Raw genomic sequence first — 12,107 nt, 5'->3', positions numbered from 1 at the left:
AACGATGTCCGGCATGGAGACGGGATAAGTTCGTGGATGAAGTTCAACGGGCCAGTCGTGACGGAAATATCAGGCAGATCTTCACAACTGCCTAAGCCTCGTGGCCGGGATCCTGGTCCTCCGACATCCAGCGGCGGTTAGTTTCCTTCGCTGGACCCTTGATGAGCTTGTAGACCACGACGGCCAGAACCACGGTGACAATCAGGGGGACAACGTAAAAGACAATTACTTCAAACGCGTTGGGTATCAAAGGATTCATGGGTCCTACACTACAAGCCGGGATGCCGGCCGCGCCGGAACCAGCGCCTGGGACCTGGGCCGAACCCCGGTTAAAGCAACAGCGGGGAGGCCCGAAGGCCTCCCCGCTGTGATGAAGCGATTTACTTCTGGAACTCCGAAGCGGAGGCAACCAGGTCCTCGGCCTTGTCGGCGCGACCCATGAGGTGCATCGGCACTGCGAAGGCGATGATGGTCAGGCCGAAGCAGAGGATGGATGGGATCCAGGCGTTTTCAAAAGTCCAGAACGACAGCGAGTACAACGCGGCTGCGAAGACCACGAAGAAGATAACGAAGGCGACCAGGTTGCCAGCCAGGCGACCTTCACCGGAATGGGCAGTGTTCTTGCCGTTCGAGTACACTTTTGCTCCTTGTTGACTTTCGATGCGGCTGCCTAGTAGCTGGAACCGCTTTGCTCTCCCTCTAGGATAGCAACTCCTGAGCTGGAACCTAGCCTTGTTGCACCGGCTTCGATCATTGCGCGCGCGGTTTCCAGGCTGCGCACGCCGCCCGAGGCCTTCACGCCCATCTCGGGGCCAACAGTGCGGCGCATCAGTGCCACGTCTTCCACGGTGGCCCCGCCGGTGGAGAAGCCGGTGGAGGTCTTGACGAAATCGGCGCCGGCGGCCTTGGCTGCTTCGCAGGCCAGGACCTTCGCATCTTCGGTCAGCAGGCAGGTCTCGATGATGACCTTCAGGATCGCTCCGCCGTCATGGGCGGCCTGGGCGATGGCGAAGATCTCATTGACCAGTGCGTCGCGGTCCCCGCGCAGGGCGGCGGCGATGTCGATGACCATGTCGATCTCGTTCGCGCCGTCGGCGACGGCCTGGGTGGTTTCGAACACCTTGGTGGCGGTGGCGGAAGCTCCCAGAGGGAATCCGATCACCGTGCAGGTCAGGACGTCCGAGCCCTCCAGCTCGCGGGCGACAGTCGAAGTCCACACCGGGTTCACGCACACGGACTTGAATTCGTACTTCTTGGCTTCCTCGCAGATCGCCACGATCTGCTCGCGCGAGGCGTTGGCCGCCAGCAGGGTGTGGTCGATGTAGCCGGCGATGTCGCGGGCGCTTAGTTCAGTCATGATGTCCTCGAATTGTTGGTGCCGCCTACGTGGGCGGCAGGTACTAGTTGGCGTTCAGGTACGCGGCCAGTTGTTCCTTGATGGCCAGGACCTGAGTCGTGGCATCGAGGCGGGCCTGGGCAACCTGCGCGATGTCATCCACCGGCTCGATGGTTTCCAGGTAGCACTTCAGCTTCGGCTCGGTTCCCGACGGGCGGATGATGACCCGCGCACCGGAGAATGTGTGCAGCACCATGGCATCGGTGGCCGGGAGCTTCTCGGAGCCCTGGGAAAGGTCGGTGACCTCGCTGACCGCGGATCCGCCCAGATGCTCCGGGGGATTGGTGCGGATCTTGTCCATGAGCACTGGAATCTGCGCCAGGTCGGTGAAGCGCAGCGAGAGCTGGTCGGTCACGTGCACGCCGTGGCGGGCTGCCAGCTCATCCAGCCGCTGCGGGATGCTGCTTCCGGCGGCCTTCAGCTGCGCGGCCAGGTCTGCGAGCATCACGCCGGCGGAGATGCCGTCCTTGTCGCGGACCAGGTCCGGGGCGACGCAGTAGCCCAGCGCCTCCTCGTAGCCGAAGCCGAGGTTCTCCACGCGGGAGATCCACTTGAAGCCGGTCAGGGTTTCCTCATGCTCGCGCCCTGCATCCTTGGCGATGGCAGCCAGCATGCGCGAGGAAACGATGGAATTGCCCAGCTTGCGGCCTTCGGGCAGGCGGGTGGCCAGGTGGTCGCCCAGCAGCCAGCCCACCTCGTCGCCGCGCAGCATGCGCCAGGCGCCCTGGTCTTCCACTGCCGCGGCGCAGCGGTCGGCGTCTGGGTCGTTGGCGATCACCAGGTCCGCCCCCACTTCGCGGGCCAGTTCCAGCGACAGGTCGATGGCTCCCGGCTCCTCGGGGTTGGGGAACTTCACGGTGGGGAACTCCGGGTCCGGATGCTCCTGCGCGGCGACCATGTGCACGTCGCCGAACCCGGCGTTCAGCAGGGCTTGGCGCATGGTGTGCCCGCCCACGCCGTGCATGGCGCTGACCACCACGCGCAGCTGGTCGCGATCCGGCTGCGGCTCGACAACCGGGCCGATGGCGGCCAGGTACTCGGCTTCGATATCGCCCTCGGCGCCCGCGGCGGGCAGCACCAGCCATCCGGAGTCCGCCTGCGGGATCTGGCAGGCCGGCTGCTCGTGGTCGATCAGCGCCGCGATTTGGGCGTCGATGGGGGAGACGATCTGCGCGCCGCGGCCGGCGTCGTTAGAGGCGCGGCCGCCGATGTAGACCTTGTAGCCGTTGTCGCGCGGAGGGTTGTGGCTTGCGGTGACCATGACGCCGGCTTCCGCGGCAAAGCGGCGTACCGCCCAGGCCAGCACCGGGGTGGGCAACGGCGCCGGCATCAGCAGCACATCGAAGCCCGCGGCGGTGAATACGGCGGCCGAATCCCGGGCGAATACGTCCGAGTTGTAGCGGGCATCGAAGCCGATGACCACTTTCGGGGTGTAGGCCCCGTCGGCCTGCTGCTCAAGGAAGCGGGCGATGCCCGCTGCGGTGCGCAGCACCACGACGCGGTTCATCCGCATGGGGCCTGCGCCCAATTCGGCGCGCAGCCCGGCGGTGCCGAATTCCAGCACCCCGCTGAAGCGGTCGGACAGGTCCTCCATTGCCGCGGCGTCGGTCCCCGCGCGGGAAACCAGCTCCTGCAGCTCGGTGCGGGTCGCCTCGTCCGGGTCTGCGGCCGCCCAAGCGGTCGCGGTCTCCAGCAGCTGGCCCTGTGCGGATACGTTTTCCATTCTTCTCCCTGCCTAGTTCTTACTCACACGCGCGTTACGAAGCGGCGACCGGTTGGCCGCCGCCCCGGCCCGGGCCTAGAGACGGGCGATGATCTGCGCCAGGAGCTTGGAAATGCGCGGGCCGGCGGCCTGGCCGGCTTCGATGACTTCCTCGTGGCTCAGCGGCACCGGGCTGATGCCGGCAGCCAGGTTGGTCACCAGGGACATGCCGAAGATCTCCATGCCTTCATGGCGTGCGGCGATGGCTTCCAGCGCGGTGGACATGCCCACCAGGTCGGCGCCGATGCGCTTGGCCATCTGCACCTCGGCAGGGGTCTCGTAGTGCGGGCCGGTGAACTGGGCGTACACGCCCTCGTCCAGGGTGGAATCGACCTCGCGGGCGATGCCGCGGATGCGCGAGGAGTACAGGTCGGTCAGGTCGACGAAGGTCGCGCCCTCCAGCGGGGAGGCAGCGGTCAGGTTGATGTGGTCGGAAATCATGACCGGGGTGCCCGGGGCCCAGTTTTCGTTCAGGCCGCCGCAGCCGTTGGTCAGCACCAGCTGGGTGCAGCCTGCAGCCGCCGCGGTGCGGATCGGGTGGACCACCGCGCGCACGCCGCGGCCTTCGTAGAAGTGGGTGCGGGCGCCGAGCACCAGCACGCGCTTGCCGGATTCGGTCAGGATCGAGGAAATGGTGCCCTTGTGGCCTGGGACCGCGGCGGCGTGGAAGCCCGGAATCGTGGTGGCGTCCAGGGTGTGGGTGGTTTCGCCGACCAGCTCTGCGGCCTGTCCCCAGCCGGAGCCCAAGACCAGGGCGATGTCATGCTTTGCTACTCCGGTCTGCTCGGCGATCGCCTGGGCAGCCTCGGCAGCGAGAACTTGTGGGTCATTATGCATATCAGTCACGTGAAATACGCTACCGTCCACGGGGCGCTTTGTCAGGCGAAACCAGTGCTTCACAACCAAAATCACGCCCGGCGGCCAACGGCGGCGATGTGCGCAATATCCGCCCATGGTGAACAATAGGAAGCGTGAGCGCAGAACGTAGGAATGAAGCAACCCGATTGGTAATTCTCGGCGGCGGTCCCGGCGGCTATGAAGCGGCCATGGGCGCGGCCCAGCTGGGAGCCAATGTCACCGTGGTGGAACGTGCGGGCATGGGTGGTTCAGCCGTGCTGACCGACGTTGTGCCGTCGAAGACCCTCATCGCCACCGCGGACGCGGTGCGCCGCGTCAAGCACGCGGAGACCTTCGGCGTCCACGTGGACGGACTGGATTCGGCAGTAACCGACTTTTCGGTGGTCAACCACCGGTTGCTGGCCCTTGCCAAGGAGCAGTCCGGCGATATCCGCACCACCCTCGAACGTGCCGGCGTGCGCATCATCATTGGCGAAGGCCGCCTGGTGGACAACCGCACCGTCCAGGTTTCCCGCCCCGACGGATCCGAGCAGACCGTCGAAGCCGACGCGATCCTGCTGTCGGTCGGCGCCCATCCGCGTGAGCTTCCGACCGCGAAGCCGGACGGGGAGCGCATCTTCAACTGGACCCAGATCTACAACATGAACGAGGTGCCCGAGCACCTGATCGTCATCGGTTCCGGTGTCACCGGTGCCGAGTTCGCCTCCGCCTACAACCTGCTGGGCGCCAAGGTGACCTTGGTCTCCTCGCGCGACCGCGTGCTTCCGGGCGAGGACGCGGACGCGGCCGGCGTGCTGGAGGACGTGTTCAAGTCCAATGGCGTGAACGTCGTGGCCCAGGCCCGCGCCGAAGGCGTGGAGCGCAAGGGCGACAAGGTCTTCGTGACCCTGGCCGACGGCCGCGTGCTGGAAGGCAGCCACTGCCTGGTCGCAGTGGGTTCCATTCCCAACACCGAAGGCCTGGGCCTGGAAGAGGCCGGCGTGCAGCTGACCAAGTCCGGACACATCCAGGTTGACGGCGTATCCCGTACCACCGCCACCAACATCTACGCCGCCGGCGACTGCACCGGTGTGTTCGCGCTGGCTTCCGTCTCCGCCATGCAGGGACGCATCGCCGTCGCCCACCTGCTGGGCGACTCGGTCAAGCCGCTGAACCTCGACCTGGTGGCCTCCAACATCTTCACCTCCCCGGAGATCGCCACCGTCGGCGTGACCCAGCGGGCCGTGGCCGAAGGCAAGTACCAGGCCAACATCATCAAGGTCGACCTGAACACCAATGCCCGCGCGAAGATGATGAACGTGGACCAGGGCTTCGTCAAGATCGTTTCCCGCAAGGGGTCCGGAACCGTCATCGGCGGCGTGGTCGTGGCGCCGCGCGCCAGCGAACTGATCTTCTCTTTGGCTCTCGCCGTGCAGAATTCGCTGCATGTGGATGACGTGGCTGAGACCTTCACGGTCTACCCGTCGCTCTCCGGCTCGTTGGCCGAGGCGGCACGCCGCCTGCATCGCCACAGCTAAGCGCCGCATGCGCAGAGCCGCCGTTCTTCCGACTTCCGGACGAGCGGCGGCTCTTCTCGTTTGTGACCTCGACTAAAACTGAATTGTTGCCAGGCTCTTCCTAAGACGCCATTGCTCTGATATTGGAGTATGCGAATACATTACAAATCGTGCCGGATTCGAGGGTATGCGTATTTTCGCAAGTGGGATGTCGAATCGAGGGTTCGAGATTGACGCAATCGAATCAGGTGTCCAAATGCTGGACATGGATATCCGTATGCTGAGCACCCGGGCATAGGATTGTTACATTCGATTCTCGCTCATCACTAAGGAGACGCCTCCATGTCGAAGGCCAACCCCGCGGTAGCGCCTAAGGAGAATACCCGTGGCCGGGTGCTGTTCGCCAGCATGATCGGCACCACGGTCGAGTTCTTCGACTTCTACGCGTATGCCACTGCATCTGTGCTGGTTTTCCCGGCCCTGTTCTTCCCGAATGCCACGACGATCAATGCGATCCTCTCCTCGTTCGCCATCTTCGGCGTGGCCTTCCTGGCCCGCCCGCTGGGCTCGGTCGTCTTCGGCCACTATGGCGACAAGCTGGGCCGCAAGGGCACCCTGGTCGCGTCCCTGCTGCTGATGGGCATCTCCACCTTCCTGATCGGCTTCCTGCCGCCGGCCCAGGGCATGTGGACAGTGCTGGCCCCGCTGGCGCTGGTGCTGCTGCGCTTCGCCCAGGGCCTGGCGCTGGGCGGTGAATGGTCGGGCGCCGCGCTGCTGGCCACCGAGAACGCCCCGAAGAACAAGCGCGCCGTCTACGGCACCTTCCCGCAGCTGGGAGCCCCAGTCGGCTTCATCATCGCCAACCTGATGTTCGTTTTCCTGCAGACCTCGCTGACGCCAGAGCAGTTCATGGCCTGGGGCTGGCGCATTCCGTTCTACTTCTCCGCAGTCATGGTCATCATCGGCCTGTGGGTCCGTCTGAAGCTGGTTGAATCGCTGTCCTTCCAGAAGGTGGTTTCCCAGGACAAGGTCCTTAAGTCGCCGTTCAAGGCGACCATGAAGCACCATTGGCGCCCGGTTGTCGCCGGCACCTTCATCATGGTGGCCACCTACGTGCTGTTCTACCTGATGACTTCCTTCACCCTGACCTACGGCACCGCCCCGGCCACCGAGGAAGCGGCCCGTGCCGCGGCCGAGGCCAAGGGCAAGGTCTTCGACGCGGCAGGATTCGTTCCGGGCCTTGGCATCGACCGTCCGGTCTTCCTGACGATGCTGATCATCGGCGTGGTGTTCTTCGGCATCTTCACCGTGGTCTCCGGCCCGCTGGCCGAGAAGTTCGGCCGCCGCAAGTTCCTGATCTGGGTCACCGTGGCCATCCTGATCTTCGGAGCCGGCTGGACGCTGTTCTTCGGACCGGGCCAGGGCGCCGCCATGGTGGGCCTGATTGTCGGCTTCACCCTGATGGGCCTGACCTTCGGCCCGATGGCCGCCTACCTGCCGGAGCTGTTCCCGTCGAACGTCCGCTACACCGGGTCGGCCATCGCCTACAACATGTCCTCCGTGATCGGCGCGGCCCCGGCCTCCTTCGTGGCCATCGCACTGTGGAACGCCGGTGGCGGCAACACCGTGGGCGTGGGCATCTACCTGGCCATCGGTGCAGTCCTGACCTTGATCGCGCTGTTCATGACCCGGGATACCTCGGACGTGGACATGGAAGAGTTCGTCGAGTAATTCGTCGCGGCTCCGCCTGATAAAACAATCGAAAGGCTCGCGTCAACCCGTTGGGGTTGATGCGGGCCTTTCGCCCGCTTAAGCAGGCAATGCCCACCCTGTAACTCGGTTCCATGCACACAGCGGTATTTTCGCTGGGACAAGGCCTCGGGCCGGCAGCCCTTACAAACGACGTTCGAACGTGGAAGCATGGCAGTGTCGCGCCAAACATCCAGAGGTGAGGATCCAGCATGAGAATCGCAGTGGCCGGAGGGACCGGCGTTATCGGGAAACAAGTTGTCGAGCAGGTTCTTGCGGCAGGGCACGAACCGGTTGTGTTGTCGCGTTCAGCGGGTTGCGACCTGACCAATGAGCACTCGGTGCGGCAATGGCTTGTCGACTGCTCCGCGGTGATCGATGTTTCGGGATCGTCAACCACCAGCGCCTCGGCCTCCATGCGCTATTTCACGCAGTCCACCGCCAACCTCCTGATCGTCGGCCGCGAGTCCGGAGTGGAAAACCATGTGGCGCTGTCCATCGTCGGCGCGGCTCAGATCGACGCCGGATACTATGCGGGCAAGGCGGCGCAGGAGCGGATGCTGCGCGTCCTGCCCGGCGGCTACACCTTGCTGCGCACCACCCAGTTCCATGAATTCGTGGGACAGAACATCAACAGAATGTCGGCTGGACCGGTCCAGGTGGCGCCCAAGATGCGCCTGCAGCCGATTGCCGGTAGCGAGGTGGCGCAGGCACTGGTTGAACTGGCGGTGCAGCCAGCAGCGGGAATCGTGCAGGATCTGGCAGGCCCCAAGGAAGAATGGATGCCGCAGCTCTTCGCCCAGTATTTGGCCAAGCAGAACCAGTCGCCGAAAATCATCGAGGTGCCCTTGCCCGGCGCAATGGGCAAGGCCATGCGCGACGGCGGGATCCTGCCGGGGCCTGGAGCCAGGCTGGGCACCGAATCCTATACCGAATGGTTAGGCAGGCAATAGCAGGCGTGGGTGGTGAACTAACGAATCGCAGGTCGGCGAAGAACCGCTACCAGTCCGATGACAGCAACAAGTGCAGCAATCCCGCTGGCCACGTATAAGGGCTCTTCCAAGGTGAAAGCGGCGTCGGAGTTCCAATCGTAGAATGTGTCGCCGACGGAGTTCATGTTTCCGAAAGAGAAGGAGAAGTATGCCGGAGCTCCCAGCGCGATTATCGCTCCCCAGGAAGTCAATGCCGCCCAGTTTGAGGCAATGAACCGGCGCTGTGAAACGAGGAATCCCCAACCCAGCGCCAACACTACGCCCAACGACGCGAAGACGATTCCTCCGTTCTTCGAGTAATTCTGCTCGGCCCGGCGCATTTCAGCGACAGTTTCCTCTAGCGGCAATTCACTTGCAGCGGTGACAGCCCAATCATTCATCAAGAATGCACCGAAAAAAGCTTGCATGCAGATGACGAGCACACCAAAAATAACCACGCTGATTCGCATTTTTCAGTCTAGCGGGAGTCCGAACGGTCAAGGTTACTTGTCGCAGACACGATTTGGTTGCAGTCCCTAAAGAGGCCGCTGCGGAGAGGCAGTGGCTGCCATCAGAGACGGTTGGCGTTTTGGTCCGCCCCGCCGGGGGTGTCGGCCCGGAGTCGCCCGACATGCCATGTCCGCCATGGCGGGCGGCTTTCCGGGATACACGATGTTCCGTGGCCAGGCAACTACTCTGGTTTCATGGACTACATGACGCCCAGCAAGACGCAGCGCGCCTTGCTCGACAAGCTCATCGCCGCGGCTGAACCCGGACTTGCCGCTGCCCTGCAGAGCCAGTTCGAGGGAGCCTTGGTAGCCCCGGAGGAACACTGCTCGGAATGCTTCAAGCTGAAACCCGCCAATCGCATTGTCCGTTTGCCCCGAGGCGTCGGCCGCCCGGTGTCCTTCGACATAGCTGAAACCGCGGAGGCGACGACGGCTGTGGACGTCCTGCTCTGGCATGAAGGCGGTTGCATCGAGTCAGTGGAGATCAGCTGGGTGGGCGATGCGCACCCGAAGCTGGAAGACATAGATCTGGAATCCCGTTGATACGCAACGGCCGCCGCGACCCGAAGTTACCGGGTGGCGGCGGCCGTTGCGTGAGCTGCCGGGAGCTCCGGCAGCGCCAAGCGTTTTACTTTTCGTCGCTGATCGTGGCGATCACGGCGCCCGACGAAAGGGTTTCACCCGGGGTGACTTCCAGACCCGAGATGATGCCATCGCGGTGTGCGGTGATCGGCTGCTCCATCTTCATGGCTTCCAGCACCACAATCAGGTCGCCCTCGGAAACCTCGGCGCCGTTGTCCACGGCAACCTTCACGATGGTGCCCTGCATCGGGGAGCGCAGCTCGGCGCTGTTGCCGCCCGCGGCCCCGGCTGCCTTGCGGCCCGGCTTGCGCTTCTTCTTGGCTGCGGTGCTCTTCTCCGCGCCGTTGGAGGATGCCGAGCCCAGCGATGCCGGCAGGGTCACCTCCAGGCGCTTGCCGCCCACCTCGACGGTCACCGAGGTGCGCTCGGTGTCCTGTTCCTCGGCCTGCTCGGTCGGGAACGGATGCGGGGCGATGAAGGTGTCGAATTCGGTCTCGATCCAGCGCGTGTGCACGCGGAACGGGCCCTCGGCCGGAACGAAGGCCTGGTCGCTCATGACGGCGCGGTGGAACGGCAGCACGGTGGCCATGCCCTCGATCTGGAATTCCTCCAGGGCACGGCGGGCGCGGGCGGCGGCGATCTCGCGGGTCGGGCCGGTGATGATCAGCTTGGAGATCATCGAGTCGAAGTTGCCCGAGACGCTCTCGCCCTGCTCGATGCCCGAGTCGACGCGCACGCCGGGGCCCGACGGGAGGGTCATCTTGGTGATGGTGCCGGGGGTCGGCATGAAGCCGCGGCCTGCGTCCTCGCCGTTGATGCGGAACTCGAAGGAGTGGCCGCGCAGCTCGGGGTCGCCGTAGCCCAGCTCTTCGCCGCGGGCGATGCGGAACTGCTCGCGCACCAGATCCATGCCGGCGACCTCTTCGGAAACCGGGTGCTCGACCTGCAGACGGGTGTTGACCTCCAGGAAGGAGATGACCCCGTCCTGGCCCACCAGGAATTCGCAGGTGCCGGCGCCGGAGTAGTTGGCCTCGCGCAGGATGGCCTTGGACGACTCGTACAGGCGGGTGATCTGCTCCTCGCTCAGGTAGGGGGCCGGAGCCTCTTCCACGAGCTTCTGGTTGCGGCGCTGCAGCGAGCAGTCGCGGGTGGACACCACCACGACGTTGCCGTGCACATCGGCCAGGCACTGGGTTTCCACGTGGCGCGGGGCATCCAGGAAGCGTTCGATGAAGCATTCGCCGCGGCCGAAGGCCGCCACGGCCTCGCGGACTGCGGATTCGTAGAGCTCGCCGATTTCCTCGCGGTTGCGCACCACCTTGATGCCGCGTCCGCCCCCGCCGTAGGCAGCCTTGATGGCCAGCGGCAGGCCGTGCTCGTCGGCGAAGGCGTAGACTTCCTCGGCCGACTCGACAGGATCCTTGGTGCCCGGAACCAGCGGCGCGCCGACCTTCTCTGCGATGTGACGCGCCTTGACCTTGTCGCCCAGCTTGTCGATGGCCTCGGGGGACGGGCCGATCCAGGTCAGGCCGGCGTCGATAACCGCCTGGGCGAACTCGGCGTTCTCCGAGAGGAAGCCGTAGCCCGGGTGGATTGCGTCGGCGCCGGAGCGCTCTGCCGCATCAAGGATCTTCTCAATGCGAAGGTACGATTCTGCAGCGGTGGTGCCGCCCAGCGCATAGGCCTCGTCGGCCAGGCGCACGTGCAGGGCATCGCGGTCGGAGTCTGCATAGACGGCAACCGACTCGATTCCCTCATCGCGGGCGGCACGGATAATGCGCACTGCAATTTCGCCGCGGTTGGCGATAAGTACCTTCGTCAATGGATTCATCATGAACCTTGTCTTCAAAAATTGGGGTTTCTCATCTAGGAGCCTATCGTTTTTGTGGGAACTATATGTAGTTAACCGCTCAAACCCGGGTGTTTGGCCAGAAACTTTGGAGGATTCCTACAAAATGTGCCTGCTGATGGAGAAAGCGTCGGTCAATGATTAATTGACGCCTACTACAGGTTTCCGCCCGTCCCGGTCCCTGCGAGTTCAGGCGCGGGCACGGTGGCGGCGCACGGCAGCGCGATTCGCGCAGCGCACTGAGCAATAGCGCTGGCGTCCGTTGCGGGTCACGTCTACCACGACGTTGGTACACGGGGAAGCTTCGCAGCGGTGCAGGCGATGCATGCCGCGCGTGGTCAGGTGCAGCGCGGTGCCGGTGCAGATGACCGATCTGAGTACTTGGGGCATGCTTTGGCCATCGTCGCGGTAGTGCAGATGCCAGCCCTCGTTGTCGTGGTCGACCAGGCGCGGATAGGCGGCGGCCGAAGCCAGTTGGGTGTTGAGCAGCTGCGCGCGCTCCAGGTCCGAGGGCGCATCGACCACGGCAAGCCAATCGTCAATCACCGAACGCACCTGGGCATGGTCGTCGGGCAGCCGCGGGAAAGGCATGGACATGCCTACCTCGCGGGTGCGTTCCTCGATGCCGTCACGGTCCGAAGGCCAATGATTGGCCAGGGAAGACGCGAGCAGGACGGCGTATTCTCCGTAAGGGTTGAGTTGCATAAGGACATTACACCATGCTGAACTCATGACGAACACAGCCAAGGCAGAACAGCCGGAAACCCTGAACCACCGCGCATGCGACGAGCACAGCTGGGAAGTCGAATCCCGGCACTGGACTTCCGAAGGCGAGGTGGTCTACACGCAATGCAGCGCTTGCGTTACCCGCCGCATGCAGCTGCGGCCAGTTGCGCAGCAATTATCGATGGGCAGCCATGAATTGCGTCTATAAC

13 protein-coding genes are annotated in these 12,107 nt (G+C 64.3%); 5 read left to right on the top strand and 8 right to left on the bottom strand.

All coding sequences use genetic code 11. The features are described from left to right. Positions 1-91: 91 nt before the first annotated feature. The 5 genes from C1H84_RS18190 to C1H84_RS05235 all read right to left on the bottom strand — a co-directional run bounded on the left by C1H84_RS18190 (position 92) and on the right by C1H84_RS05235 (position 3,995). Positions 92-259, bottom strand: a complete 168-nt coding sequence (locus C1H84_RS18190; protein WP_157359290.1) for a hypothetical protein — start codon at positions 257-259, stop codon at positions 92-94. Positions 260-380: 121 nt separating this feature from the next. After that, complete coding sequence (locus tag C1H84_RS05250; protein ID WP_047118490.1) at positions 381-638, bottom strand: hypothetical protein; 258 nt, start codon at positions 636-638, stop codon at positions 381-383. A gap of 32 nt (positions 639-670) precedes the next feature. Then, positions 671-1,357: a deoxyribose-phosphate aldolase gene (gene deoC, locus C1H84_RS05245; RefSeq protein ID WP_047118491.1), complete on the bottom strand. Its 687-nt coding sequence runs from the start codon at positions 1,355-1,357 to the stop codon at positions 671-673. 43 nt (positions 1,358-1,400) lie between these two features. After that, the gene (locus C1H84_RS05240) at positions 1,401-3,119 is read right to left on the bottom strand and encodes a phospho-sugar mutase (RefSeq protein ID WP_113606751.1); all 1,719 of its coding nucleotides are present in this window, start codon (positions 3,117-3,119) and stop codon (positions 1,401-1,403) included. Positions 3,120-3,194: 75 nt separating this feature from the next. Further along, positions 3,195-3,995, bottom strand: coding sequence for a purine-nucleoside phosphorylase (locus C1H84_RS05235; protein ID WP_053797540.1), 801 nt, complete (start codon positions 3,993-3,995; stop codon positions 3,195-3,197). Between the two features lie 134 nt (positions 3,996-4,129). Between C1H84_RS05235 and C1H84_RS05230 the strand changes: the two genes are divergently transcribed. The 3 genes from C1H84_RS05230 to C1H84_RS05220 all read left to right on the top strand — a co-directional run bounded on the left by C1H84_RS05230 (position 4,130) and on the right by C1H84_RS05220 (position 8,214). Next, positions 4,130-5,533, top strand: coding sequence for an NAD(P)H-quinone dehydrogenase (locus C1H84_RS05230; protein WP_047118494.1), 1,404 nt, complete (start codon positions 4,130-4,132; stop codon positions 5,531-5,533). Positions 5,534-5,854: 321 nt separating this feature from the next. After that, complete coding sequence (locus C1H84_RS05225; protein ID WP_113606750.1) at positions 5,855-7,243, top strand: MFS transporter; 1,389 nt, start codon at positions 5,855-5,857, stop codon at positions 7,241-7,243. 230 nt (positions 7,244-7,473) lie between these two features. Next, positions 7,474-8,214, top strand: coding sequence for an SDR family oxidoreductase (locus C1H84_RS05220; protein WP_113606749.1), 741 nt, complete (start codon positions 7,474-7,476; stop codon positions 8,212-8,214). 17 nt (positions 8,215-8,231) lie between these two features. On the opposite strand, the gene C1H84_RS05215 is transcribed toward C1H84_RS05220, so the two are convergent. Then, complete coding sequence (locus C1H84_RS05215; RefSeq protein WP_113606748.1) at positions 8,232-8,702, bottom strand: hypothetical protein; 471 nt, start codon at positions 8,700-8,702, stop codon at positions 8,232-8,234. 234 nt (positions 8,703-8,936) lie between these two features. On the opposite strand from C1H84_RS05215, the gene C1H84_RS05210 reads away from it, so the two are divergent. Then, the gene (locus C1H84_RS05210) at positions 8,937-9,284 is read left to right on the top strand and encodes a hypothetical protein (RefSeq protein WP_113606747.1); all 348 of its coding nucleotides are present in this window, start codon (positions 8,937-8,939) and stop codon (positions 9,282-9,284) included. 85 nt (positions 9,285-9,369) lie between these two features. On the opposite strand, the gene C1H84_RS05205 is transcribed toward C1H84_RS05210, so the two are convergent. Both C1H84_RS05205 and C1H84_RS05200 read right to left on the bottom strand, forming a co-directional pair. Continuing rightward, on the bottom strand, positions 9,370-11,154 hold the full coding sequence (locus C1H84_RS05205) for an acetyl/propionyl/methylcrotonyl-CoA carboxylase subunit alpha (protein ID WP_237562230.1): 1,785 nt from the start codon (positions 11,152-11,154) through the stop codon (positions 9,370-9,372). 207 nt (positions 11,155-11,361) lie between these two features. Beyond that, positions 11,362-11,877, bottom strand: coding sequence for a CGNR zinc finger domain-containing protein (locus tag C1H84_RS05200; RefSeq protein ID WP_113606746.1), 516 nt, complete (start codon positions 11,875-11,877; stop codon positions 11,362-11,364). 25 nt (positions 11,878-11,902) lie between these two features. Between C1H84_RS05200 and C1H84_RS05195 the strand changes: the two genes are divergently transcribed. Continuing rightward, a complete protein-coding gene (locus C1H84_RS05195; protein WP_113606745.1) occupies positions 11,903-12,106 on the top strand; it encodes a hypothetical protein in 204 nt (67 codons plus the stop codon). Position 12,107: the final 1 nt, after the last annotated feature.

Origin of the sequence: Glutamicibacter soli (assembly GCF_003309065.1) — a bacterium.
In the GTDB taxonomy this organism is placed as follows: domain Bacteria; phylum Actinomycetota; class Actinomycetes; order Actinomycetales; family Micrococcaceae; genus Glutamicibacter; species Glutamicibacter soli.
The sequence above is the reverse complement of the archived record's forward strand: the minus strand, read 5'-3'. Positions and strand labels throughout refer to the sequence as shown.